The organism is Pseudomonas sp. 9Ag (genome assembly GCF_902506445.1).
Classification (GTDB): domain Bacteria; phylum Pseudomonadota; class Gammaproteobacteria; order Pseudomonadales; family Pseudomonadaceae; genus Stutzerimonas; species Stutzerimonas stutzeri_AB.
On the sequence record NZ_LR733836.1, the window covers coordinates 4,595,406 to 4,620,394 of the forward strand.

26 protein-coding genes are annotated in these 24,989 nt (G+C 61.8%); 6 read left to right on the plus strand and 20 right to left on the minus strand.

Annotated elements, in window-relative coordinates:
* Nucleotides 1-66: 66 nt before the first annotated feature.
* A complete protein-coding gene (locus ALTERO38_RS20970; RefSeq protein WP_102836535.1) occupies nucleotides 67-993 on the plus strand; it encodes a LysR substrate-binding domain-containing protein in 927 nt (308 codons plus the stop codon).
* Between the two features lie 45 nt (nucleotides 994-1,038).
* Here ALTERO38_RS20970 and adhP read toward each other — a convergent pair whose 3' ends face one another.
* Entirely contained in the window at nucleotides 1,039-2,061 is a 1,023-nt protein-coding gene (gene adhP / locus ALTERO38_RS20975; RefSeq protein ID WP_102836536.1) for an alcohol dehydrogenase AdhP, read from the minus strand.
* A gap of 248 nt (nucleotides 2,062-2,309) precedes the next feature.
* On the opposite strand from adhP, the gene purE reads away from it, so the two are divergent.
* From purE to ALTERO38_RS21000, 5 genes are all read left to right on the plus strand, one after another.
* Entirely contained in the window at nucleotides 2,310-2,801 is a 492-nt protein-coding gene (purE, locus tag ALTERO38_RS20980; RefSeq protein ID WP_102836537.1) for a 5-(carboxyamino)imidazole ribonucleotide mutase, read from the plus strand.
* The gene (locus ALTERO38_RS20985) at nucleotides 2,801-3,886 is read left to right on the plus strand and encodes a 5-(carboxyamino)imidazole ribonucleotide synthase (RefSeq protein ID WP_159969585.1); all 1,086 of its coding nucleotides are present in this window, start codon (nucleotides 2,801-2,803) and stop codon (nucleotides 3,884-3,886) included. Before purE ends, ALTERO38_RS20985 begins: the two co-directional genes overlap by 1 nt.
* 101 nt (nucleotides 3,887-3,987) lie before the next feature.
* Complete coding sequence (locus ALTERO38_RS20990) at nucleotides 3,988-4,239, plus strand: GlsB/YeaQ/YmgE family stress response membrane protein (RefSeq protein ID WP_025243550.1); 252 nt, start codon at nucleotides 3,988-3,990, stop codon at nucleotides 4,237-4,239.
* Between the two features lie 49 nt (nucleotides 4,240-4,288).
* Complete coding sequence (locus ALTERO38_RS20995; protein WP_159969586.1) at nucleotides 4,289-4,819, plus strand: DUF3299 domain-containing protein; 531 nt, start codon at nucleotides 4,289-4,291, stop codon at nucleotides 4,817-4,819.
* Between the two features lie 3 nt (nucleotides 4,820-4,822).
* Nucleotides 4,823-5,500 (plus strand): uracil-DNA glycosylase family protein, encoded by a 678-nt coding sequence (locus ALTERO38_RS21000; RefSeq protein ID WP_159969587.1) that lies wholly within the window; start codon nucleotides 4,823-4,825, stop codon nucleotides 5,498-5,500.
* Nucleotides 5,501-5,505: 5 nt separating this feature from the next.
* Here the strand turns inward: ALTERO38_RS21000 and ALTERO38_RS21005 are convergent, their stop codons facing one another.
* The 19 genes from ALTERO38_RS21005 to ALTERO38_RS21095 all read right to left on the minus strand — a co-directional run bounded on the left by ALTERO38_RS21005 (nucleotide 5,506) and on the right by ALTERO38_RS21095 (nucleotide 24,873).
* On the minus strand, nucleotides 5,506-6,585 hold the full coding sequence (locus ALTERO38_RS21005; RefSeq protein WP_159969588.1) for an FAD-dependent oxidoreductase: 1,080 nt from the start codon (nucleotides 6,583-6,585) through the stop codon (nucleotides 5,506-5,508).
* Nucleotides 6,586-6,806: 221 nt separating this feature from the next.
* A complete protein-coding gene (locus tag ALTERO38_RS21010; RefSeq protein ID WP_159969589.1) occupies nucleotides 6,807-7,703 on the minus strand; it encodes a D-hexose-6-phosphate mutarotase in 897 nt (298 codons plus the stop codon).
* A 144-nt stretch (nucleotides 7,704-7,847) separates the two neighbouring features.
* The gene (locus ALTERO38_RS21015) at nucleotides 7,848-8,537 is read right to left on the minus strand and encodes an ABC transporter permease (protein WP_159969590.1); all 690 of its coding nucleotides are present in this window, start codon (nucleotides 8,535-8,537) and stop codon (nucleotides 7,848-7,850) included.
* Nucleotides 8,534-9,229, minus strand: a complete 696-nt coding sequence (locus ALTERO38_RS21020) for an ABC transporter permease (RefSeq protein ID WP_159969591.1) — start codon at nucleotides 9,227-9,229, stop codon at nucleotides 8,534-8,536. The genes ALTERO38_RS21015 and ALTERO38_RS21020 overlap by 4 nt, the downstream gene beginning before the upstream one ends.
* 61 nt (nucleotides 9,230-9,290) lie before the next feature.
* Entirely contained in the window at nucleotides 9,291-10,046 is a 756-nt protein-coding gene (locus tag ALTERO38_RS21025) for an ABC transporter substrate-binding protein (RefSeq protein WP_102836544.1), read from the minus strand.
* Between the two features lie 16 nt (nucleotides 10,047-10,062).
* The gene (locus ALTERO38_RS21030) at nucleotides 10,063-10,836 is read right to left on the minus strand and encodes an ABC transporter ATP-binding protein (RefSeq protein ID WP_102836545.1); all 774 of its coding nucleotides are present in this window, start codon (nucleotides 10,834-10,836) and stop codon (nucleotides 10,063-10,065) included.
* Between the two features lie 295 nt (nucleotides 10,837-11,131).
* The gene (locus ALTERO38_RS21035) at nucleotides 11,132-13,189 is read right to left on the minus strand and encodes a BCCT family transporter (RefSeq protein WP_159969592.1); all 2,058 of its coding nucleotides are present in this window, start codon (nucleotides 13,187-13,189) and stop codon (nucleotides 11,132-11,134) included.
* A gap of 307 nt (nucleotides 13,190-13,496) precedes the next feature.
* Complete coding sequence (locus ALTERO38_RS21040; protein WP_159969593.1) at nucleotides 13,497-14,453, minus strand: DMT family transporter; 957 nt, start codon at nucleotides 14,451-14,453, stop codon at nucleotides 13,497-13,499.
* Nucleotides 14,450-15,022 carry a TetR/AcrR family transcriptional regulator gene (locus ALTERO38_RS21045; protein WP_159969594.1) on the minus strand — a complete coding sequence of 191 codons (573 nt, stop codon included), beginning with the start codon at nucleotides 15,020-15,022 and terminating at the stop codon, nucleotides 14,450-14,452. Before ALTERO38_RS21045 ends, ALTERO38_RS21040 begins: the two co-directional genes overlap by 4 nt.
* Before the next feature lie 286 nt (nucleotides 15,023-15,308).
* Nucleotides 15,309-15,644 carry a DUF3325 domain-containing protein gene (locus ALTERO38_RS21050; protein WP_159969595.1) on the minus strand — a complete coding sequence of 112 codons (336 nt, stop codon included), beginning with the start codon at nucleotides 15,642-15,644 and terminating at the stop codon, nucleotides 15,309-15,311.
* On the minus strand, nucleotides 15,637-17,214 hold the full coding sequence (locus ALTERO38_RS21055; RefSeq protein ID WP_159969596.1) for a PepSY domain-containing protein: 1,578 nt from the start codon (nucleotides 17,212-17,214) through the stop codon (nucleotides 15,637-15,639). Before ALTERO38_RS21055 ends, ALTERO38_RS21050 begins: the two co-directional genes overlap by 8 nt.
* Nucleotides 17,215-17,556 (minus strand): hypothetical protein, encoded by a 342-nt coding sequence (locus tag ALTERO38_RS21060; RefSeq protein ID WP_159969597.1) that lies wholly within the window; start codon nucleotides 17,554-17,556, stop codon nucleotides 17,215-17,217.
* Between the two features lie 4 nt (nucleotides 17,557-17,560).
* A complete protein-coding gene (locus ALTERO38_RS21065; RefSeq protein WP_159969598.1) occupies nucleotides 17,561-19,690 on the minus strand; it encodes a TonB-dependent receptor in 2,130 nt (709 codons plus the stop codon).
* A 1,556-nt stretch (nucleotides 19,691-21,246) separates the two neighbouring features.
* Nucleotides 21,247-21,582 carry a hypothetical protein gene (locus ALTERO38_RS21070; protein WP_159969599.1) on the minus strand — a complete coding sequence of 112 codons (336 nt, stop codon included), beginning with the start codon at nucleotides 21,580-21,582 and terminating at the stop codon, nucleotides 21,247-21,249.
* The gene (locus ALTERO38_RS21075; protein ID WP_159969600.1) at nucleotides 21,582-23,102 is read right to left on the minus strand and encodes a DUF3631 domain-containing protein; all 1,521 of its coding nucleotides are present in this window, start codon (nucleotides 23,100-23,102) and stop codon (nucleotides 21,582-21,584) included. The genes ALTERO38_RS21070 and ALTERO38_RS21075 overlap by 1 nt, the downstream gene beginning before the upstream one ends.
* On the minus strand, nucleotides 23,099-24,019 hold the full coding sequence (locus tag ALTERO38_RS21080; RefSeq protein ID WP_159969601.1) for a toprim domain-containing protein: 921 nt from the start codon (nucleotides 24,017-24,019) through the stop codon (nucleotides 23,099-23,101). The genes ALTERO38_RS21075 and ALTERO38_RS21080 overlap by 4 nt, the downstream gene beginning before the upstream one ends.
* 3 nt (nucleotides 24,020-24,022) lie before the next feature.
* Entirely contained in the window at nucleotides 24,023-24,355 is a 333-nt protein-coding gene (locus ALTERO38_RS21085; RefSeq protein WP_159969602.1) for a hypothetical protein, read from the minus strand.
* On the minus strand, nucleotides 24,352-24,651 hold the full coding sequence (locus ALTERO38_RS21090; RefSeq protein WP_159969603.1) for a helix-turn-helix domain-containing protein: 300 nt from the start codon (nucleotides 24,649-24,651) through the stop codon (nucleotides 24,352-24,354). The genes ALTERO38_RS21085 and ALTERO38_RS21090 overlap by 4 nt, the downstream gene beginning before the upstream one ends.
* Nucleotides 24,652-24,873, minus strand: coding sequence for an AlpA family transcriptional regulator (locus ALTERO38_RS21095; protein ID WP_159969604.1), 222 nt, complete (start codon nucleotides 24,871-24,873; stop codon nucleotides 24,652-24,654).
* Between the last annotated feature and the right edge of the window lie 116 nt (nucleotides 24,874-24,989).

A 24,989-nucleotide genomic window follows, 5' to 3' on the forward strand; every position in this document is an offset into this window, starting at 1 on the left:
ACGTCATTCGGCTGAGAAGCGTTATTGCTGCCCATCAGCATCCTATTGATTGCTCCGGGAGTCGGCATGAACATCGAAACCAAGTGGCTGGAGGATTTGGTCGCTCTGGCCGCGACTCGAAGTTTTTCCCAGGCAGCGGAGCGACGCTTCGTCACCCAGCCAGCCTTCAGTCGGCGCATTCGCAGCCTGGAAAACTGCCTTGGGTTGACCTTGGTGAACCGCGCCAAGACGCCGGTCGAGCTGACCGAGGCGGGCCAGCTGTTCCTCGTCACCGCACGCAACATGATCGATCAGATCGGCGAGGTGGTGCATTACCTGCACAACCTCGAGGGGCAGCGCGGCGAGGTGTTGCAGATTGCCGCTGCGCATTCGCTGGCGCTGGGCTTCTTTCCCGAGTGGCTGGCGCGTCTGCATCAGGACGGTGTGCCGGTGAACAGCCGACTGGTCGCGACCAATGTCGGTGAGGCGGTGCACTCGCTGCGCGAAGGCGCCTGCGACCTGATCCTCGCCTACTACGATCCTGACGCCGCGCTGCAAATGGATCCTGAGCTGTTCCCATCCCTGTCGCTGGGCCGCACCGAAATCGTTCCAGTGTGCGCGGTCGATGCCGCTGGCGAGCCCCTGTTCGACCCAGACAGCGGGCAGAGCGTCCCGCTGCTGGCCTACAGCGCTGGCGCCTCGCTCGGCCGTTCGGTCAATTTGCTGTTACGCCAACGCGGCCTGCGCTCTTCCACGGTGTACGAAACGGCCATGGCCGACAGTCTGAAAAGCATGGCCATGCAGCGCCTCGGCCTGGCCTGGGTGCCGCGACTGAGCGTGACTGCCGAGCTGGAGCGCGGCGAACTGGTGGTTTGTGGCGGCGAGCACTGGCGCGTGCCGCTGGAGATTCGCCTGTACCGCTGCGCGTTGGTACGCAAGGCACCGGTTCGCCTGCTTTGGCGCAAGCTGGAGGCAGGCGCGGGGCAGGGCGTTGAGGGCGTGCTGAAGGAGTGAAAAGCAGCCGGACTCATCGGCGCAGGATGAGCCCGGGCGATCCTGCTAGATGTTCATCACGATTCGGCCCTCGATGGTGCCGGCGCGCATCTGGTCGAAGATCTGGTTGATGTCGTCAAGCTTGCCGCTGTGGATGGTCGCCTTGACCAGGCCTTCGGCGGCGAAATCCAGGGCTTCCTGCAGGTCCGCGCGGGTGCCGACGATGGAGCCGGTGATACTGATCGCCTTCAGCACCACGTCGAAGATCGGCGTCGGAAAGTCGCCTGGCGGCAGCCCGACCAGCGCCACGGTGCCGTGCCGCCGTGCCATGCCGATGGCTTGGCCAAAGGCACTGTTGGACACGGCCGTGACCAGTACGCCGTGGGCGCCACCGATGTCACGCTGGATCACCTCGACCGGATCTTCCGTTCGCGCGTTGATGGTGAGGCTGGCGCCCAGTTTTTTCGCCAGTTCCAGCTTGGCGTCGTCAACATCAACCGCAGCCACGTGCAGGCCCATCGCCTTGGCGTATTGCACTGCGACGTGACCGAGCCCGCCAACACCGGAAATCACCACCCACTGGCCGGGTCGTGCGTTGGTCACTTTGAGGCCCTTGTAGACCGTCACGCCCGCGCAGAGAATCGGCGCAATCTCGTCAAAGGCCACCTCTTTGGGTAGAAGCCCCACGTAGTTCGGGTCGGCGAGGACGTATTCGGCGTAACCACCATTGACCGAGTAACCGGTGTTCTGCTGTTCGGTACACAGCGTTTCCCAGCCGGTCAGGCAGTGCTCACAGCAGCCGCAGGCACTGTACAACCAGGGCACGCCGACCCGGTCACCTTCCTTGACCCGGCTGACGCCACTGCCCACTGCAGCCACGTAGCCAACGCCCTCATGCCCGGGAATGAACGGCAGCGGCGGACGTACAGGCCAATCGCCTTCGACGGCGTGCAGGTCGGTGTGGCAGACGCCACAGGCCTCGATCTTCACCAGGATCTGCCCTGGGCCGGGTAGGGGCACCTTCACTTCTTCGATGCGCAGCGGTTCACCGTAGGCGTGGGCCACGGCGGCTTTCATGGTCTGGTTCATGGCTGTCTCCTTGCGATCGGAACGCCGAGTCTGCGCCCGGTCTGATGACCGGACCATTGACCTCCGGCAAGCCAACAAACTTTTTCCGGCCGTTTCAGATGACCGGTCGCAGGTGCCGGGGGCTGGGGCGTGCGTTATACTGCGCGGCCTTTGGTCGGGCCGGTTCCGACCCTGTTCCTGCACGGCCGCGCTGTTTTCAGCGCGGCCGTTGTTCCTGATGCGCCTAGGCGCCGAAGAGAGGCACGACGATGACCGCACTGGTAGGCGTGATCATGGGCTCCAAGTCCGATTGGTCCACCTTGAGCCACACCGCAGACATGCTGGAAAAGCTCGGCATTCCGCACGAAGTCACCGTGGTGTCTGCACACCGCACGCCCGACCTGCTGTTCCAGTACGCCGAACAGGCTGAATCCCGCGGTTTGCGCGTGATCATTGCGGGCGCCGGTGGCGCCGCGCACCTGCCGGGCATGTGTGCCGCCAAGACCCATCTGCCAGTGCTTGGCGTGCCGGTGCAGTCGTCGATGCTCTCGGGTGTGGATTCGCTGCTGTCGATCGTGCAGATGCCGGCAGGCGTGCCGGTTGCCACGCTGGCCATCGGCAAGGCGGGCGCGATCAATGCTGCGTTGCTGTCGGCCAGCATCCTGGGCCATGAATTCCCCGAGTATCACGCCGCGCTGAAGAAATTCCGCGACGAGCAGACCCAGACCGTGCTCGACAATCCGGACCCGAGGGACGCGTAATGAAGATCGGCGTGATCGGTGGCGGCCAGCTGGGCCGCATGCTTGCCCTGGCAGGCACCCCGCTGGGCATGAACTTCGCTTTTCTCGACCCCGCTCCGGACGCTTGCGCGGCGGCCTTGGGCGAGCATCTGCGTGCGGACTATAACGATCAGGACCACCTGCGGCAGTTGGCCGACGAGGTCGATCTGGTGACCTTCGAATTCGAGAGCGTGCCGGCCGAGACTGTCGCCTTCCTGTCGCAGTTCGTGCCGGTCTATCCGAGCGCCGAGGCGCTGCGTATCGCTCGTGACCGCTGGTTCGAAAAGTCCATGTTCAAAGACCTCGGCATCCCCACGCCGGAGTTTGCCGATATCCAGTCCCAGGCCGATCTTGACGCCGCGGCCGCCAACATCGGCCTGCCGGCCGTGCTCAAGACCCGCACCCTGGGTTATGACGGCAAAGGCCAGAAGGTCCTTCGCAAACAGTCCGACGTTACCGACGCCTTCGCCGAACTGGGCAGCGTGCCGTGCATCCTCGAAGGCTTCGTGCCATTTACCGGAGAAGTGTCGCTGATTGCGGTGCGCGGGCGTGACGGCGAGACCTGCTTTTACCCGCTGGTCCACAACACCCATGAAAACGGCATCCTGCGGCTGTCGGTGGCGAGCACCCATCATCCGCTGCAGGCGCTGGCCGAGGATTATGCCGGCCGCGTGCTGAACGAGCTGGGTTACGTCGGCGTGCTGGCCTTCGAGTTCTTCGAGGTCGACGGTGGGCTCAAGGCCAACGAGATCGCGCCGCGCGTGCACAACTCCGGTCACTGGACCATCGAAGGCGCCGAGTGCAGCCAGTTCGAAAACCACCTGCGCGCGGTGAGTGGCTTGCCGCTCGGCTCGACGGCAAAGGTCGGCGAGAGCGCCATGCTCAACTTCATCGGTGAAGTGCCGGCCGTGGCCAAGGTGATCGCGGTCGAGGACTGCCATCTGCATCATTACGGCAAGGCGTTCAAGGTCGGACGCAAGGTCGGTCATGCCACGCTGCGATGCCCGGACCGCTCCACGCTGGATCGGCAGATCACTGCCGTCGAGTCGCTGATCGCCCGCGACTGACCGTCCGGCCGTCTGGCTTGCTGCTTTACGCGGCGAACTGGCTGACTCGCCTCAGGTCCGAGAATACGTAACGCCTATTTTCGGACTTGAGGAGATTGCCCATGGGCATCATCGGAACCATCATCATCGGCCTGATCGTAGGCCTCATCGCACGCTTCCTGAAGCCCGGCAACGACAGCATGGGCTGGATCATGACCATCCTGCTGGGTATCGGCGGTTCGCTGCTGGCTACGTACGGCGGCCAGGCGCTCGGTCTGTATGAGGCGGGAGAAGGTGCGGGCTTTATCGGTGCGGTAGTCGGTGCGATTATCCTGCTGGTCATCTACGGCATGGTTACCAGCCGTAAACATTGATTCGTCGGGGCCGTGCCCGGCGGCCCCATTCCCACAGCTTTCGGTTGTCATGCGCCCTTTAATTCTGCTCGTCCTTCTGTGCTGCGCTTCCATCACCCATGCCGCCCCGGCGGAACTCGACTGGCTTGAGCTGATGCCGGCTGAGGATCGTCAGGCGCTGGAAGACATGCCGGAAATCGAGCATGACTCGCCAGAAAACGATGGATTCAGCGATCAAGGCGCTCTCAAGCAGGGTGCTGGTCTGCCCGCGGTGATGTATTCCGCCAAGACCGTGCCGGCGCTCAACGGCAAGCTGATTCGCCTGGGTGGCTATCCGGTCCCGCTGGAAACCGATAGCCAGGGCCGCAGCACCGAGTTCTTTCTGGTGCCTTATCCGGGCGCCTGCATCCATGTCCCACCGCCACCGCCCAATCAGATCGTAATGGTCCGCTATCCTGCCGGGATCATGCTGGACGATATCTATGCTCCGCTCTGGGTAGATGGCACGTTGCAGATCGAACCCGTCAGCAATGACCTGGCCGACGCGGCCTACGCGATCTCGGCCGCTGAGGTAAAGCTGGTAGACGAAAGCGATCTTTAGCCGATGAAGCGACCATTGTCTCCTTCACAGCACAAGGCTTTCGCAGAGCTGGCGAAGCAGATCGAGGGCATCGATGAGGCGGTATACCAGGCTTTCGATAGGGATGCGCTGGAACCGATCATCGGTCTAGGGCCGGCCGACGCCCCCCTTGCGTTCTTTGGCCGTGATCCGGGGCGTGAGGAAGTGCGCTACGGTGAGCCCTTCATCGGTGGCGGTGGGCAGCTGGTGCGGCGTGGGCTATATCGGCATCTCCACGGCGCAGACATGCCGGATTTCGAGGCCAGCCGCTGCGTGGGTGAAGGGTTTTTCTGGATGAACACGGTGCCCTACAAGCCGCTCGGTAACCGCGCCTGGCCGATGGCCGTAAAGCGTCGTTTTCATCCATTGATACGCCAGTTGTTGATCGACAACTGGCAGGGCCGCGACATCGTCACGCTGGGACGTGAAGCGTTTCTCTGGTTTGGTCTGGATCAGCCACGCGAAGTGCGCCAGCAGCTTGAGGCGTTTTGGCAACGAGACGACCGTTTCACCGCGTATTTCGATCTCGAACTGACGACGGGGACGGGCAGTGGGCGTGCTTTTCGCCTGCATCCGCTGCCACACCCATCACCGCGCAACCTGACCTGGTTCAAGCGGTTTCCTGAGTTACTGCAAGTACGTCTGCAGCAGTTGCTCGGCTGACACCCTCAGCCCTCGGTGCTGTGGCGTTGCACGAAGCGGCGATCGAGATGATCTTTCAGGCGGCCGAGCACTCGGCCTTCGGCCGCGACCCCACCCCAACTCAGCAATGCCCCATGCTGGCCATCAGAGAGCAGTGCGAGACTGTGCGACTGGGGATGATAGTGGCGCAGTGGTTGGCCAATCGAGGCTCTTGTGAGATTGCTAGCCAGTACACTCGCCTGGCGCACTGCATGGACGCCGTTGTGAACGGCGCCCGGCAGGCTGGCGCAATCGCCGCTGGCGAACACGTGGGGATGCGAGCGACTCTGCAGCGATGCGGATATCTCGATGAAGCCACGCCGGTCCACGCGCAGGCCCGATTCGCGCAGCCAGCCGAGCGGGCTGGGACCTGTGGCGACGATCAGGCGTCGTCCGCGCCAGCGCACCTGACCCTCGCCGACGAGGGTGCTGCCATGTACGGTCTGGATCGGGGTGTGCTCATGGACCTGCACTTTGGCTACCTGCAGGTGCCGCAGGGCCAGCCGCCTGAGGCGAGGCGAGTGGCCGGCAAGCAGGTCGTCTGCGCAGAACAGATCGATCGCTGGCACGCGCCCTGCCATGGCCAAGGCCAGTTCCACACCCGCTGCACCGCCCCCGACTATGCCCACAGGCTCGGGAATCTCCTGCCACTGTTGCCAGCGGCGGATGAAGTCGGCGAACGGCTTGACCGAGAGCAACTCCATGCCGTCATCGGTCTGTTCCGGCATCCAGGGCAGTGAGCCCAGGTTCAATGACAGCCAGGTACTGCGCAGCGTCTCGCCGGTAGCCAGGAGCAGCTCTGGTGTTTCGGGAAGCAGGGCCACCAAAGTGCCCTGAATGAATTCGACCTCGGCTGCGGCGCACAGCTTGGGCAGCGCAACGCGGCAGTCGCGCGTCTGGTAGTGCTCGGCGATCAGGCCGGGCATCATCCCGGAATACCAGGCGTGCGGCTCGGCCGAGACCAGCCCGATCCGGCCCGCCGGGCGGTCACGGCTGGCCCATTGGCGCAGGACCCCAAGGTGGCTGTGTCCGCCGCCGGCCAGTAGGACATCGAAGTCGGCGTTCATAGCGTTTCAGCACATGGCTGACGCAGACGTGGCGCGAACTGGCCGGGACCCGTCTTCGGCGGCTTGGCTTCCATGGCAAAAGTCCTCCAGAGCATTGCGACTGGCCGGCAGGCTTTGCATCAGGCCCAGTCATCGACCGGCTGGGGATGGTGCTCGCTTGCAGTATAGATTCAATGCGTCCGGTTGCCCGGATCCTGGCTGACGGCAAGCGGCCGGACCGCTCAGACCGTTTCGACGCTGATCGAGACGCTCAGGGTATGGCGTGCGTTGGCCTCGAGCTGGACTGCATCGCCCATGACGTTTGCCGTTTCGATGCACAGCATGCGTTGCCAGGCATCGTCGGCGAACTGCGATAGCCGTTGCGCCTTGGCGATCCAGGGGTTCCACAGAACGGCAGAGCGTGAGCCTTGCGTCTCGAGCATGATCCGTCGCTTTAGGCCCGGGTCGAGCAGGCTCAGCCTCGAAGGAAGATCCAGATAGATGCGGTCGGTCTCACCGGCGAATGCCAGGTCGCCCTTTTGCTGTCGCTGCTGCCAGTCTTCCAGAGTTTCGATATAGGGGCATCCGTCCAGGCCCTCGACCGTCACCTGATGGATGTCACTGATGGTGAAGTAGCTGTGCAAGGCCTGTGACAGTGCAACTGCCGTATCGCCGCGGTTGTGGCTGGTCAGCGACAGGTGCAGGCCCTTGCTGTCCAGGCAGACCTGCAGGCTCAGCTCGACAGCATGCGTCCAGCCGGGCAAATCAGGGGTGGCGTTGCAGGTAAACAGCAGCGTGACGCTGTCGGCGCTGCTGTCGCTGCGTGCCATTACCCAGTCGATATTGCGCACCAGCCCATGTGCCGGTGCCGGCTGGCTGCCCTGGTAGCTGTCCTGAATCAGCCGTGGGTTGCGCGCCAGATCACCAAACCAGGGCCAGCAGACCGGTACGCCGCCCCGCACTGACTGACCGGATTGAAACGCGGCTTCCTCGCTGAGCCAGATGACTGGTGGTGCATCGCCCTGTCGATAACTGAGTAGCTGGGCACCTTGCTCGGCGACGACCGCTTCTGCGTCGCCGTATCGAATCCGCCAGCAGGCGAGTTGGTCCTTTGCGATGCGCTGAATGTCGACGGGCATGGGCAGTCTCGTTGGCAAATGGGGAGAGTTGAGACCCTGCCGGCGGCCAGGGATTCCGCAGGCTGGCAGGCGTGACGACTGGAGGGCAATGCTGCCGAACGGCCCGCGGCGCAAAGCGACCACGGGCCCATCAGCCCTGTGCCTTCAGCGCCCTTGGCAGGCGTCGACGCGCAACCAGCGCTCCAGCAGCTTGAAGCCCTGCATCAGCACAAAGGCGATGATCAGGTAGATCAGGCCGGCAGTGAGGAACATTTCCTCGTGCATGTAGGTGCGCGCGGCGATCTTGCGCGCCATGCCGGTCAGTTCCAGCAAGGTGATGGTGCTCGCCAGGGCGCTGGCCTTGAGCATCAGGATCACTTCGTTGCTATAGGCGGGCAAACCGATGCGGGCGGCACGCGGCAGGATGACATGGCGCAGGGCCTGATAGCGGGACATGCCCAGCGCGCGGGCCGCCTCGACTTCACCGGCCGGCACGTTCTGAATCGCGCCGCGCAGGATTTCGGCGATGTAGGCGGCGGTGTGCAGCGTCATCGTAATGATTGCGCACCAGTAAGGGTCGCGCAAAAACGGCCACATCCAGCTTTCGCGAACGGCCTCGAACTGGGCCATGCCGTAGTAGACAAGGAACAGCTGCACCAGCAGCGGCGTGCCACGGAAGAAGAAAATGTAGCCGTAAGGCAGGGCACGCACTGCAAGCAGGCGCGAGGACCGGGCGATGCCCAGCGGCAGCGCAAGAATCAATCCGGCCACTACCGAAACACCGACCAGCTGCAGTGTCAGCCAGGCGCCTTCGAGAAAGTCCGGCAGCCACTTGATGAACAATTCCCAGCTCATGCGGCGCTCCTGGCAAAGCCGCGACCGGCACGTCGTTCAAGAAAATACATGCCCGTCATGGCGATCACGGTTAGGCCCAGGTAAATCAGTGCAGCGACGACGAAGAAGGTGAAGGGCTCTTTGCTGGCGGTGACGGCAATCTGCGAGCTGCGCATGATTTCTTCCAGGCCGATGACCGAAACCAGCGCGGTATCCTTCATCAGGATCATGAACAGGTTGCCCAGGCCGGGAAGGGCCAGGCGCCACATCTGTGGCAGGATCAGTCGCAGGAAAATTCGCCGTTTGCCCAGACCCAGTGCCAGACCGGCTTCGCGATGGCCTTTGGGAATGGCCAGCAGCGCGCCGCGGAAGACTTCGGTGGCATAGGCCCCGAAACACAGGCCGAGAGCGATGGTACCGGCCGCGAAGGGGCTCAGAGCCAGATTCTCGATGCCGAAGATCTCGCCGATGCCGCGCACCAGGCCGATGGTGCCGAAATAGATCAGCAGTACCCAGAGCAGCTCGGGTACGCCGCGAACGATGGTCGAATAGGTGCCGCCCACCCAGCGCAGGGTGGCGTATGGCGATGTCTTGGCAAGTGCACCGAGCAAGCCCAGCACCAGGCCCAGGGCCAGGGATGCAAGAGCCAGCTGAATGGTCATCCAGGTACCGGCGATCAGCGCCGGACCGAATCCATGAAGGTCGGGAATCATATGGGCTCAAACACCAAAGCCCGACCTACCTATACGGCGGCCGGGCTTTGATTCAGACGGATCAGTAAATGTTGAAAGGGAAGTACTTGGCGTTGATCTTCTCGTAAGTACCGTCGGCTCGGATTTCAGCCAGCGCCTTGTTCAGCTTCTCGCGCAGCTCATCGTTGCCCTTGCGGACGGCGATGGCAATCTTGTCATTGTCGAACACCGGCTCACCCTTGAACTCGAAGTCCTTGCCAGCATCGCTCTTGAGCCATTCCCACTGCACGAACGAGTCGGCAAGGATGCCGTCGACACGGCCGGAGGCCAGATCGAGGTAGGCATTTTCCTGGGTGTCGTAGAGCTTGATGTCGACCACGTCGTCCATATTGTCTTCGAGCCAGGTGCCGGCGATGGTAGCCCGCTGGGCACCGATGGTCTTGCCGTCCAGGTAGCTCTCGTCAGTCTTGAAATCGACCGACTTGGGCGCTACGAACTGCAGCTTGTTGGTGTAGTAGTGGTCCGTGAAGTCGACCGCCTGCTTGCGTTCCTCGGTGACCGACATCGAGGCGGCGAGAAAGTCGAACTTGCCGGCGTTCAGCGCGGGGATGATGCCGTCCCAATCTGAGGTCACCACTTCGCACTCCACTTCCATCTTCGCGCACAGGGCGTGGGCGATGTCGAGGTCGAAGCCGACCACTTGGCCGCTGGCATCGATCAGGTTGAAGGGAGGGTAGGCGCCCTCGGTACCGATGCGCAGCTTGTCGGCGGCGAAGGCGTTGGCGCCGAGCATCAGGGTGGCGGCGGCAGTCAGCAGAATCTTCTTATAGCTTTTCATGCGATGTGTTGCTCCATTAGCGATGGCTGGACATGAACTGTTTACAGCGTGCCGATTGGGGGTTGTCGAACACCTGCTCCGGCGTTCCTTGCTCTTCGACCAGGCCCTGGTGGAGGAAGACGACCTCACTGGAAACCTGCTTGGCGAAGTTCATTTCATGGGTGACCAGCAGCATGGTACGACCCTCATCGGCCAGCGACCGGATCACAGTAAGCACTTCTTGTACCATTTCCGGGTCGAGTGCCGAAGTGGGCTCGTCGAACAGGATCACCTGTGGCTGCATCGCCAGGGTCCGGGCAATCGCCGCTCGTTGCTGCTGACCACCGGAGAGCTGGTTCGGGTAGACGTGACGCTTGTCGGCGATGCCCACCTTGGCCAGCAGTGCCTCGGCCGTTTCGGTGGCTTCGGCCTTGCTCTGGCCCAGCACGCGACGTGGCGCCTCGATGATGTTGTCGAGCACGCTCATGTGCGGCCAGAGATTGAAGTTCTGGAATACGAAGCCGAGCTTGCTGCGCATCTGGTTGATCTGCTTGGCATCGGCAGCGACCAGATCGCCGTCTTTGGCGCGTTTTAGGCGCAACGCTTCGCCAGCGACGATGATCTCGCCCTCATTGGGATTTTCCAGCAGATTGATGCAGCGCAGAAAGGTCGATTTTCCTGAGCCGGACGAGCCGAGGATCGAGATGACATCGCCGTCGCGGGCGGTCAGCGAGATGCCCTTGAGAACTTCCAGATCGCCGTAGCGCTTGTGCAGATTGCGGATTTCCAGTGCGGGTATGGCCTCGGCCATAGAGCTTCCTCTTCTCGAAACAGGTCATCGCCTGGTCCGTTTCTATGTAAATTGCGCTCCGGCCAACTGCTCGCCGTCCTGGCGAGGCGCAAACCTAGCATGGGAGGGGGCATGCGCCAAGCGCGGCGCGGCCCCGAGTGCCGTGACCGGCCAGTCACCTTGCTTGCCGCGGCCAATGTGCCTTTACCTGTATAGATGAAGTTGACCTCGCTTGCCCGATACAGCCTCAGACCCTGATAACAACCGCCGGCCGAACCCTGGTAACGGGGCCGGCCGTGTGTCGATGCGAGCGCGGCTAGGACGGCTCGCTCTTGGGCAGATCGGGATCGCCTGTGAGCATCTCGTCATGCTCGCCCATTTTCCACGGCAGGCTGCCGGGCGAGATGTGCAGGAAGTGCAGGTACTTCTCGAACTGGTCGAGGATGTCGCTAATGATGTCGGCCTGATCATAGCCATAGATGTCGTAGTGCTGACCGCCGCGGCGTAGGAAGACCTCGGCCCGGAAGTACTGCTCGTCGGTGTCCGGCCCCTCGGACAGGGCGAACGCTGGCATGGCATACCCGACAGCGCGGATCTCATAGACGAAATCTACCTGGTCCTCTTTGATCACTTCCAGATAAACCCGTGAATTGGCCTCGTCCGAGTGCACTTCGGCCGTCCACTCCTGACCGCCAAGCTCACGCTGCACACGGCGCATGGCCTTGAGTACGGTGCTGCCCATGAACGCATCGACCTGCTCGCGATCAGGAAAACTGACCAGGCCGGCCAGACGCTTCTTCCACAGGCCGGGACCGGCATTGCTGGCCAGTCGGCTGCTCTGCATATGGTTCTGCAGACTGGTTTCATGGTGCCCTTCGATTACCAGCGCGCGCCACATGCCCAGCGCGGCAATCATCATGATGATTGCGAAGGGTAGGGCACTGGCAATGGTCATGGTTTGCAGCGCGCTAAGCCCGCCCGCCAGCAACAGCGCGGAGGCGACTACGCCTTCGATGCTGGCCCAGAACACCCGCTGCCAAACTGGCGTATGAATTGCGCCACCGGCTGCCAGGGAGTCGATTACCAGCGAGCCGGAGTCGGAGGAGGTTACAAAGAAGGTGATGATCAGCACCACTGCCAGAAAGGAGGCGATGGAGGTCATCGGCAGCAGCTCGAACAGTTTGAACAGGGCGATGGCGTTGTCCGCCTGCACGTCGGATATCAGCGAGGTGTAACCCTCGACCATGATCAGGTGCAGCGCGGTATCGCCGAATACCGAGAACCAGAGAAAGGTGAAGATGGTCGGCACGAACATCACGCCAAAGACGAACTGGCGAATGGTCCGGCCGCGACTGATTTTGGCGATGAAGAGGCCGACGAAGGGCGACCAGGCAATGGTCCAGCCAAAGATGAACAGCGTCCAGTTGCCGATCCAGTCGCTGCGGCTGTAGGCCTGCAGGTTAAAGGTCCGTTCGATGATGTTGTTCAGGTAGCTGCCGGTGTTCTGCAGGAAGGTCTCGAGGATAAAGATGCTCGGACCGACCAGGAATACAAACACCATCAGCCCGATCGCCAGGACCATGTTCAGCAGCGACAGGTTCTTAACGCCCTTGTCCAGGCCGGCGACCACCGAGCAGATCGCCAGACCGGTGATGATCGCGATGGCGATGATCTGGACGTTGATGCTGATCGGTATCGAGGGCCAGAGGTAGTTGACGCCCGCATTGATCTGGGTGACCGACAATCCGAGTGTCGTGGCGATGCCGAACAGGGTGCCGAGAATCGCAAAGACATCCACAACATGACCGATCGGGCCGTAGATGCGCTCGCCGATGATCGGGTAGAGCGCCGAACGCATGGACAGCGGCAAGCCGTGGCGGAACGAAAAATACGCCAGGACCAGTCCGGTCAGCCCGTAGATGGCCCAGATGTGGAAGCCCCAGTGGAAGAACGCGATCTGCATCGCCTGCTTGGCGGAATCAACCGTTTCCGCCGCGCCAGCTGGTGGCGACGCATAGTGCAATACCGGCTCGGCGACGCCGAAAAACAGCAGTGCGATGCCGTAACCAGCTGAAAACAGCATCGCAAACCAGGCCGGAAAGCTGTATTGCGGCTCGGCGTGGTCGGGGCCCAGCTTGATGGTGCCCCAGGGCGTCATGGCGATGCCGACGATGAACACCAGAAAGAACGCCACCGACAGCATGTAGAACCAGCCGAAATTGGTGGTGATGAAGGCCAGCGTAGAGCTGAACACCTCGCCGGCCAGATCCGGGTTGCTCATCGTGCCTATGACGAGAAGGAGCGTGACGACCACGGCGGGGATGAAGACGGGGAAAAGGATGATGGCCTTGGGTAGTTTTTTGTTTGCTTCCATGTGTTTTCTGGCCTCTGACTGGCTGGAAACGGGGGACGGAAACGCGCAGGGACGCCTCGAAGCGAAACCGATATCAGAAGGGTAGACGGCGTTTGGCCAGGGAATACTCACCAGAAATTGCTGTTGCGGAGCGTTTAAGGCTCAAGGAAGTGCCAGCCCTCTGCCGGATGGACGAGCTTTCCCGAGCCCAAGTAGAGCTTTCGCCGCTGCACTGTCGTGTTGCGGTGCGCCAGGCCTGCTGGCGGGCCGCAGGAGAGCGTCCGCAAATTAAGCTTCGTCTCATTGGCCTCCAGCTATCCCGGCTGCGTTAGACGGCCATGCTCTTGATGCGCGATTGCCTGCTATAAAACGCCTGAATAGCCCACACAACGCCTATGAACAGCATCCCCGTGCCAAGCGCTTCGGCAGTAGACGGCCAGCGTTGCGAAATGAGCAGGCCCAGTGCCGTCGCGTAAAGGGTTTCACTGGCGATCAACTGACCGCTGAGCGCGAGGGGTAGCCTGCGAGTTGCAACTGACCATGCCCACGCTGCAGCCAGTGTGGCGCCGAGGCCTTGCACCATTCCACTGATTATCAGCGCCTGAGTTCCCGCCACCTCGCCTGGCTGGATAGCGAAATTGGACAGCTCCAAGTAGAGCCCAACCGGGATAAAGACCAGCATTTCAACGGCGCAACTGAAAATCAGCATGGCCGACCACAGCATCGGTGACATCTTTGGGCGTTTGGCCAAAGCGCTTTCATTGAACAGGCCGAACCCCGTCCAAAAGGCAATAGCCACCAGTGATGCAAGCAGCCCAAACAGTATTGAGCCTGTTGGGCGGTCCACCATCGCCCCGCTTGCGTTGAACACGCTGTAGTTGACCACCCCTATCCCAAGGGCTGCCATCACCAGCGGACCGGCAATTGCGCGCCAGGGGATGCTGGAGCTTCGCAAGTTAGCAGTGATGGCGAGCACTATCGGGACGGAGCCCATCATGACCGGAGGAATCACCGGACCTGCAGCCAATACCGCCGTCGTGATCAGAAAGAAGAAGCCGATATAGCCCAGGAACCCCAGCAGCGCTGCCCATGCCCAGTCGTTCAGCCGCAACTGTCGAACTTCACGACGGTAGATGAACAGCACTATCGCGCTGCCCACGCCGGCAAAGGCGTAGCTCACCACGGCCAGATCGAAAACGCTGTAGTCGCCAACCAGTTGCGGAAAGATAAAGAGCAGTGACCAGGAAAAGGTCGCAGCAATTGCTGCCAGCAGGCCGAGTGTCATGCGCTCTTCTCCTGTGATTCCTGTTGCTGGATCCAGCCCTGAGCCATCCTTCGAGCTGTATCGAATACCGGCGTGTCCTGGTTCATCGAACCGCTGACAAAACTGCCCTCCAGCAAGATAAACAGGCCTTCAGCCGCTATATCAGGGTCCCGTACACCGGCGCTCGCGGCCAACGCCGAGAGATTCTCGCGAATTCCCTGTTTATGCCGACTGACTGCCAGGCGCACAGGATGGTCCGGCTGCGGGAACTCAGCCGCACTGTTGACAAACAAGCACCCGCGCCCGCTGTCTCGCAGAAGAAAGCGCTCATAGAGGTCGAAAAAAGCAAGCATGCTGCTGACCGGATCGGGCTGCTTCGCCAAGGTGCGCGCTACCTCTTCACGCCAGCGCCGGTCGCGCTCATCAAGACAGGCCACTATCAAGGAATCTTTGGATGGGAAGTGGCTGTATAGCGTCATCTTGGTAACGCCGGCCACAGAGGCGATGGCTGTTACCCCAGTGATATGCACACCGTGCGATAGGAACAGTCTCAGCGCCGAATCAATCAAGCGCGTTCTGGTTTTGTCCATGGTGCAGATCTCAGCGTGGTGACAGCTGAAACTATACTGACCGGTAAGGTTGAGGTTTGCCCAAATACGACCTGGGTTCTGGCTGTTACGACAAGGACAAGAAGCGGTGACCAGGCGGCAGCGGAGAGCCTCAACATCTGGGCCTGGTCATTGGCCATAAGACGGGGCGCAATGCCGTGCTGGGCCGCTCACGCGGCGCGAAAGTCAGCCTTCTCTGCTGAGCGCTGCTGCGCCTTGGTGCGTGGGGGTGAGCCGGCGGTCAGGGGCTCGGTCCGGTCGGAGCGGTTTAGTGGATATTTCTGGCCGAGGAAAAGCCCCTTAGCAACAGGCGCAGCCAGTCGGGCTTCCAGCTCAACGTCAATGACAGCGTGAAGGCAGAGGCGCTGAGCAGCAGCGCCCAGAGCACCGCTCCGAAACCGCTGCCCTGTATCTTCAGCAGAATCACCAGCGCAGCGGTGAGGCACGTTACCGCAACGACCAATCGAGCAAACTGACCCGCAGGCGAAGCTGCATGGGCCAGCGGATCGACGGCCTTGCGATGCGGCGCCTGGGAGAGTGCCAACAGGGCGAAGGCGAAATAGCACAGCGCGAATGCCAACATCGAGGCGAGCAGTTCAGGCATGAGGCGGTTCGATCCGTGAAGGGCGCGAGGCGGGTGGTGCGCTGATCTGGGCCCTTCGAATTCGTCGCGACGCCAGCAGGCAGAGCCCAGCGAGTACCAGCAGCATCATGTCCATGCCTGCAACGGCGGCAGATCCGGAAAACAGGCTGAGCGGCAGTAGAAAAGCGGTGGTGAGTGCATTAAGCGCCACCGCTGTAACAGCCAGTACGGCAGCACATTGCAATTGCTGGCGCCACTCCTGCGCGGGGCACCACGCAGCATGCGCCAGTGCCAGAAGCCAGCTCAAATAGAACGCCCAAATCTCCAGCTCAGCACGACTGTGGCCAAACCATTCACTGCCAGCGGGCAGCAGCCGATTTGTGACGAAGAAGATCAGCGTCGCGATAATCAGCCCTGGGCCGGCCGTCACGCTCACAGCGTCGACCACCCGTGTGCCAATGCGTCCCTGACGTTCATGCCTGGCGCGCCGCGAGCCTGACCAGAACAGCAGGCCGGTGCCGATTAGCACGCAGCCACTCATGCCACCGATGAAATAGAGCCAGCGCAGCGTCCAATGCTCGAACTGGATGAAATGCAGGCCTGTCAGAAAGCGCTGCACGCCAGCAACAGGGGCGGCCGAGTGCTGGTGCAGCAGCTCACCCGTGGTGCCGTCGAACGTCAGCCGATCGACATTCATCGTCACCTCGTTGGCATGGGAGCGGCGAACCTCGACATAGGCGTTACGGTCGCCTGGATGCCAGACCCGCACGAAGTAAGCTTGGCCAGGCGTGCCGCTGCTTTCCCAAACATCTTTTGCGCTCGTCAGCATGCTGTCCAGCGACGCGATCTCTGCGGTCAGTCCGGCTGCCGGGCGTGAGTAATTACCCAGCGCCTCCAGCTGGAGCTGCGCCCGGCCTTGTGGATAGAGGACCTGGGTGATGCCGGGGAAATAGATCGAATAGAAAATGATCAGCCCCGACAGGCTGATGCCGAAGTGAAACGGCAAGACCAGCACACCGGTCAGGTTGTGCAGATCTAGCAGTTTGCGTTGCAGTCGCTTGCGCGGTCGAAACGTGAAGAATTCGGCGATCAGCTTCCGATGCGCGACGACGCCGGACGTCAGTAGCACCAACATGCCCATTCCAGCCGCGCCAACCAGCCAGTAGCCGATGCTGCGCCAGCCCAGGTGCAGGCTGAAGTGGAAGGGAAAGATGAACCGGGTGCCGGCCCAGCTGCCCTGGTCGGCCAACAGCTCACCGGTACGCGGATCGATATGACGGCGCACGGCATCTTGTTGTGGGCGCTGGTAGTCAAGCTGAAGCGTCGGCACGCGCGGAGTCGGCAGGCTGATGCTCCAGACTGGAGCGTCCTGCGCCAGTTGGCGCGCATGAGGGACAACGAGCCGGTCAAGCGAGAACTCCGCGGGAGGCGGCGGAAGGCGTGTGTCGGGTTGCATCCAGCGGTCGATTTCCCGATCGAAGACTGAAAGCGAGCCGGTCCAGAAGATTGCCAGAAGCAAGCCGCCAAATAGCGCGCCCGCCCAGGTGTGGAGCCATGACATCGACTGCCGAAAGCCGCTACCAGGCGCCATTCAGTCTGTCCCTAGCAGGGGAGCTAGCCATTGGCTTAGCGCCCCTCCGATCAGGATGCCCGTCAGCAGCAGCGCCCAGACCCGCCAGAGTCTGGGCTCGCTGAAACTCCAGATGAGCAACACGAGGTAGAGGATAAAGCCCAGCATTGCAGCCAGGATTACCGCTTCGCTGCGCGCGATGCTGCCAAACAGGACCAGCAGTTGCGCGCTTGCCGAGGCTAGCGCGACCGTGCAGGCATAGCCGCCACCAATGGCCGCGACAACACGCAGCGCCAGGCTGGCGCTGCGTGACCATCGATGGTTGGGAACTTGCCTATCAGGCTTTGTCGCGGCTGCGGCCATGGCCTCAGAAACTGACCTGATAACCGAGGGTGAACGTGCGTCCGCGGCCGTTGAACACTCGCCCGTTGCGGGTTGCGGGTGCGCCGGTATTGGCCGCCTGCGAGTAGTAGGTCAGGTAGTCCTCGTTGAGCAGGTTCTCGATCCCCAAGCGGGCTTCGCCGACCGGCAGGCGATAACCCAGCGTGGCATCGACCAGGGTGTATCCATCGAAATCCAGCCCAGGCTGATCGAAGCTCCTACTGGCGTAGTGGTTGGCCTGCAACAGGCTGTGCAGCTTGTCGTTCCAGTTGGCCTGCCAGCCGATGCCATAGCGATCCGGCGAGATGTTCGCACCATTGAGGTCGGTATCGACCTTGCCGTCATCGTCAGTATCGGACTGGCCGTTGACCTGTGCATACATCAGTTTCAGGCGGTGCGCCTCGGTGATCTGCCAGCCACCGGTGAACTCGATGCCATCGATTTCGGTGCGCTCGCGGCGAACCTGATAGACCCCGCCCACGCTGTCCAGACGCGATCCGAGTTCGGCATCCGACTCGTAGTAACTGATCTCTGCGTTGAACGGGCCATGGTTCAGGCGAAAGCCGATTTCACGGTTTTCGGTAACGACCGGTTGCAAGTCGAGGAAGTTGTCCACACTGGTTCCCGGAGTGCCGATGCCCCGCAGCACGCGACCGACATCCGGCATGCCGAAGCCTTCCGAGTAGTTGGCGAACAGTTGCGCCCAGTCATTCATTTGCCAGACCACACCGGCGTTGTAGAGCGTTTCCTCGAAGGTCGGGTTGCCCCCTTCAACGTCAACATTGCCCACCGGTTTGGTCGAAGCGATGGTGCGGAAGCCGTCGACGTCGAGGTCGGCGAATTCATGACGCACCCCCGCGTGGAAGGTCAACTGGTCGAGGGCGCGGATCTCGGCCTGGAGGAAGGGGGCATAGTTACGGAATACCGTTTCTGGAACCCACTCCCGATCAGTGAGGATCAGCTGCTGGCTGGTAGTGTCCTGCAGCACATCAAGACCGCCGGTGAGCATCAGGCGATTGTCGAGCATGCCGTCGCGGCTGACGGTCAGCTTGCCGCCGATCTTGTCAGACTCGTTCTGCGACTGGTCGAACAGCGTTCCCGCTGGCGCGATGCTGGGGTCCTGGAAAGTGGCGTTCGTGCCGCCACCAAAACGTGCACGAAATCGCTGGGTATAAAGCTGCAGGCCCAGTGCGTTGCCATAGAAATCGGCATGCTTGTAGGACAGGCTGGTGGCCAGCGTTTCGTTCTGAGGAGCCTTCCCCTGCGGGTCGCCTTTGCGCGAAGTGGCGGGAATCTCAGCGTTGGCGTTACCCGGTACGTTGACGTACTCGTGTTCGCCTTCGACTTCGTAGCGATTGATCATCAAGCCGATGTTCTGATTGTCATCCAGCCAGTAGCCGAGCTTGAGCAGCAGATCGGTGCCGGTCGAATCCATCACGTCGCCCTGGGTGTCGTCGACGCCGATCAGATCCCCATTGGCGTCGTAGAACATGCCCTGAGTCTGCCAACTGGCGGCGGCAAGGTAGTCGAGATCGCCCTGGGTGCCTTCGACACGGTAGTCAAGTTTGTAGCCCAGTCCTTCGGACTCGTAGTCTCCGGGTGCGGTGAAGCTGACGCCCGCGTGCTGGCGCAGCGCACCGCTGGCCGGGCGGCGGGTGACATAATTGATGATACCGCCCGTAGCGCCCAGACCGTGCTCGGCACTGGCACCGTGGATGACTTCGATGCGTTCGACCATCGACAGGTCGATGACGTAACCGTCGCGCTGGCTGTCACGCAGCGGTGTGGACTGCGGTACGCCGTCGATGAGAATCAGCGCCGAGCGGCCGCGGAAAGTCTCGCCGGCGCTGCTCATCTTCTGCCTGCTTGGCGAATAGGACGGAATCAGGTTGCTTAGCACAGCGCCATGATCCGAGGTAATCGCCAGTTGTTGTTCGATCTGCTCGCGGCTGATAACCGTAATTTTCTGTGGCGTCTTGCCGGCTTCGCTGCGGGCGCGTGTCGCGCTGATGGTTACCGCCTCAAGTTCAGCGGCCTTTTCGGCGAAGGCCGGGACGGACAAGAAGGAAATCGACGCGAGCGAAATGGACAGACACAGACAGGATTTGCGGAACACGAGAAGCTCCCGATATTGGTGTTGTTGGGAAATCGGGGCGGGAATGTAAACTAAATGAAAATAATTGGCATTAGCTTTGTCGTCACGCTGACGCCAATGGCTATCTCGCGGGTGTTATCGCCGGGCATTAAGTGCTCTGCCTCGGGCGTTCGACTGGGGAAGCCATCATTTGAGAGGCGTTGATACAAAATGTAAGCCGGCATTTCGGTGCCGGATGCCGCGCAGGTCGTCTTGACCTGAGGCGCGCTGGTTCGCGGCGGACATAGATGCCGCGCAGGGCAGGGCGATTGGCTTGATGCGCTCGGTGTTGCGAAGAGAGGCTGCTGCTGGGCCGCAGACGAAGGGTTCGTAGCAGAAAGTAAGCGGCAGAAAGCAAAAAGGCCCACCGCATGGGTGAGCCTTTTTGTTCGGATTAGTGGTGCCAGGGACGGAACCGAACTGCGCGCTGAAAGCTGCGTGATGTAAGGGTTTCGCTTGTGATCGGTAAATAATCTACGCACAAATCTACCCGCTTTTTCTTTTGCTGCCCCTGTTTTGAGGTTTCTGGGCGCTGTTGTGCCTTGGTGTTTTCTTAGCGTGCTCCGGCCTGCTGTCAGGGGATTGGAATCTAAACCTGTCTACTTTGGAAACCGTGCCGGGGTGCCTGAAATCCATTGATTGTTTTTCAGCCTCCCCCTTGGGGCAACCTTGGGGTTCCTCCCCGTAATCGCCCCGTTACCCTTACCGTGACCTTACCGTATCGCCTTGCGGTGATCTTGGGGTTACCTCGCCCTAATCTCGTCTCGTCCTACCGCTGCGACTGGTCACCGCGAATGGTCACTGACCGGTCACCCTTGCACTAACCTTGCCGTAATCTTGCCGTTCGCCTCACCCTGATATCACCCTTCCTGCCTCGCGTGCGTGCGCGTACTGGTCACTAAACCGGCTTTCATGGGGTTGATTCCCCGAAACGGGGTGCTGCGTGGAAAGTGCGCGTGAAAAATGCGTGCTTTCCGTGCGTACCAGCTTGCGTACCAGCTTGCGCACCAGGACTGCGAACCAATAGCGCGAACATTGCGAACCGCTGTCGTGATCGGCTTATCGGGTCATGCGGGGAATGCGGATTTTGGGGAAACAAGAATGTGGCTCCCCCTATCGTTCGGGAAAGCGAAGCGATGAACTTTCAACCCACCCCCTCCCACAAAGGGTCCTCCCGGCAGGGCGGCACGGGTGCGGGTGGTTCGTGCCGTGACCATTCGCTATATACGGCGCTGTCTGGTGGGTTGGTTGTTGTTTCGTTGTCTCGCTCCAGGCTTCGCCGGTCGGGCGCTGGTGCTGGGCAATAGGCCAACTGGTGCCGGTCGTTTCCGCATTGCTGGTGGCCGCTGCGGCGTGCTGGCGGGGCTTTCGGGTGAAGGCGGAACCGGAAGCGGTGGAAGCCCCCAAAAATCCATATGAAGCGAAAGGGCGGGGCACGAATCACCCCCATAGGCCCACCCCGTCAGGAGGACCCAAGGCCACCCCTTAGACCACGCGCAGCACGGGCGACAGCTTGAGCGTTCGAGCTTCGCTAGCTTTCATAGACTCGGCTCCTCTGGTGCGCCGTCTAGTTCGGCATCAGGCCAGCGCCAGCGAACGGCGGCTATGGCTTCGGAATAGGTCATAGGCTGGCCCACCATGTAGCCAAGCGGCTGGCCTGCTCGGGTTATCTTCCAGGCGGTGCGCTTTGGCTCGATGCTGGATATGTGCGTTGAGTCGTTGGCCGCGCTCAGCTCTGCCAGCAGCTCGGCCAAGTGCTCCCGAATGAACTGGCGCATTGGGTCGGTGATGCGCTCGACCGGCGAGACGCGCAGCCGGTCGGCCACGCACTCGACAGTCAGACCGGCCCGGCGCAGGTGGTCCAGGGCGGCCATTATCCGAAGTACTCCGCGTTGTCTTCGGTCTGTACCCTGTCTTTGTCCGTAACATCGTCACAAGCCGCGCCATTGCTTGCTTTCAGCCTGTTTTTATCCGTAACGATGGGCGCTTGCGTTACGCCTTTAAAACCGCTGTAAGCCGCGTGGTTGCTGGCTTGTGACGGTGTTACGGCTGTCGCGGGGGTGTCAGCGGACAGATACCGTTTGAACGCTTCGGTGAACTGCTCCCGCTTGTAACCCTTGGCAACCTTGTAGCCGATGCGGTGGGTGCTCGGCTTGATCCCAAACTCAGAAAGTCGCTTGGAAAGCTGGTGCGGTGTCATGGGTTTGCCTCGGTTCCACGCAGCCCACGGCGCTTCCTCATCTTCGGCCAGTGCCTCCAATAGATCGGCGGTCGCCAGACGCTCGGCGCGGCGGGTGTCGAAAGCGTCGCGGATCGAAGCCAGCAACTCCGCGCCGATGCTGGGGGTGTCTTCCTCCAGGCCGTGAAGTGTCGCGGCAGCATTACGGGCTATGCGCGGCCAGTTGCCCCCGGCCACTTCCGCGACGGCTAGCAGCGGTTCCCAGCAGTCGTTGGCGCGGTCATTCAGGCCGTCCACTTCGGCGGGTCTGGCTGTGCGGACGGCCTCTCGGTTGTCGATAGCGAAGCGTGCCAGCTTGCTCACAAGCTCGGCGAAGGCGGCGGGGTCGGCGTGACGAATCTTTACCGTACGCTCCCCCGGTAGCTTGCGGCGCAGGCGTAGCGGAATGCTCCGGTCGGACAGGGTGTCGGCAATCTTCCCGATACCGCATAGCGCCTTTGCGCCCCACACATTGAACCGGGTGGGCATGTGGTCATCGCCAACGCAGCGAATCACGAAAGCGGAGTCACGCGTAAACCCGGCATTGAGTATGCCTCGTGCTTCCTCGTGTTCGGCCAAGAAGGCGTCCACCTCGTCAATCAACAGGGTTGGCGTCCACAGCTCCAGGGCGCGGAACAACGCAGCCGGGGCGATGTTGGAGACGGCCAGCGAGCGGCAGGCTAGACGTGCCAGCACGCCAAGCATTACCGTCTTGCCGCAACGCTTCTCCGGGGCGGTGATGTTGGCAATCGGTGCCACGTTCACCACGTCCACAAACCATGTAAAAGCGGTCCACAGCGCAGCGGCGTGAACGGTGGCCGGGTCGGCTATCACATGGCGGCGAATGATCGCGGCCAATGCTTCCAGCAGCTCGGCACCGTCCACTAGATCAGGCCATAGCGTGACCTCGGGGAATAGCTCATCGGTGCCCCCGGCAGCTTCGTTGGCTGGGCTGGTCAGCTTGTCCAAGTCGACCATGCTTACCGTCTTGGCTTCCTTCACCGCGTGACGAACGCGTGCCCAGCGAGCAGGGTCGGCGTCTCTCACCTGGCGCAGCAGGGCCAGCACTTCGGGTTCGAAGATCGCTCCGGGATCTTGCTTGCTCCTGGCGAGTGTGTCCGCGATCGGGTCGGGTGCCGGTACGGGTTCGGGGATCAGTTCGGCAAGGTTGCTCATTGATTCGCCTCCCGCCATTGGCGCAGGTCGTTGAAGTCGGAAAGGCTCGGCGGCTCGGCTCCGCTCCAGGGCGGCAGGACCAGCCCACATTCCAGCGCGGCGGCGGCTTGGGTGGCTGCGGTGCGTCCGGGGTTGCCCTCGGTCTGGCGGTCATCGTCACCCGCGATAATCAAAGTGCTGTCCGGGTAGTGCCGCTGTAGGTGGCGCCCGACTTCCAGCAGATTGCCCGCATTCATTGCGCAGGCGACGGCGGCGCCTTTGGCTTCGTGGATAGTGGCGCCAGTTGCCCAACCTTCGCAGACGTACAGCGGCTGGCCTGGCTCCAGTGTGCCGATTGGTGAATAGCAACCCTTCACCCGGCCACCAGACAGAAACCGCTTGTCGCCGTCCGCTGCGATGCGTTGCAGGTTGACCAGCACGCGCCATAGGTAGAGCGGAACCAACAGGACTTCGCCACGCTGGCGCAGCCCATGGGAATTGCAGCCCTTGGCGCTCAGGTATGGGTGTCGCGGGTCAGCCGGGGCGCTGGTGTTCCATAGCCGTTGCGCCTCGATGGCTGCGGCTTGCTGGCGCTGGTGCTGCTCCGCTTCGCGCTGGTGGCGTGCCTGCTCGATGCGCTGGCGGATCAATTCGGTTTCCATCGGGTCGGCTGGTTTGCGGCTGCTCCAGGTGCTTGAGCCTCCCGCCTTCCAGCTGCCGAACGCACCCGACGCGATGCCGTCCAGGTGTAGGACGTACCAGCCGTTAAGGGTGCCGGGCTTGTCGTCTGGCACGCGGAAACGGTGAATGGTGCCGTCTGCAATTGGCAGCCAATCCAGTGGGCCGAATGTGGCTTGCAGGGCGTCGCGGAAAGCCAGTTCGGCTTTCTCCAGGCAAGCCGATCCCCTCGGCGCGCGGGCGCCGTTTTGAATGGTCATGGTTTAGCCCTCTGCGGTGGGGTGTGGCTCGGTGGCTTTACGGCGCTTCAGCTCGTACTCCGCTCCGTTGGCCACGTCAGTGAGCCGGCCCGATAGGTAGCCAAGCGATTGGAGCAGCCAGCCAATGTCGCGCGCGGTATGGTTGGTAAGCTCGCCAGCGTCGGCGGTGTTGGCCAGCAGCTCGCCAATGGCGGCGATGCCGTGCCCGACAGTCATAGCCTCGCACTCGGCGGTGCGCTCGATGGCGTCCAGATCATCGGCGGAAAGGGTGTTAAGGCGCGAAGGGTCCGGCAGTAGATGGCCCCAGCACACGGCGATGGAGTGCGGCGCGCTCATTCTGTTGCCTCCGCGCTGGTGCTGCTCAGGTAGTAAAGGGCGACGCCGTTATGGGTAATGCCGTCCTCATCGGTCAACGTGACCCGTTCGGTGCGGATGGGATGGCCAGCGGTGCGCAGTTCCTTGATGCGCCCCCCCGGGTGCATGACGTGAAGTTCACGGCGGGCGGTGAAGGTGTCGAGTGCGCCCATCCGTAAACGTGTCAGCAGACGGGCACGCTGCGCTTCGACGCTGGTACTATGAAGCTGCGTTTTCTTTGGGCTGGCCTGTTGGTCGGCCTTTTTTGTGTCGGTCATTTATGCAGCCTCCCCGCGTTGAGCAGCGAGCGAATCGCACCACTGCAAAATTTCCGATTCGATCCAGGCGACCGACTTCGGCCCAAGGGTGACCTGAGCGGGGAAGGTTCCGGCAGCGATGCGCCGGTAAATTTCGGATGTGGAAAGGCTGGTGTAGTCCTTCACCTTGGCCAGCTTGATAAAGCGCCGGGGGAGTTGGGCGGGGTTGGTTTGTGCGGCCATATCGTGTGCCTCTTGGGCTTTGTTGAACACGATTGGCATTGAATACAGCGAAGCGGCGGGCTAATAGCTAGGCGGGTTCAGAAAACCCACCACTGGAAAAAGGGACGGGGGTGGGT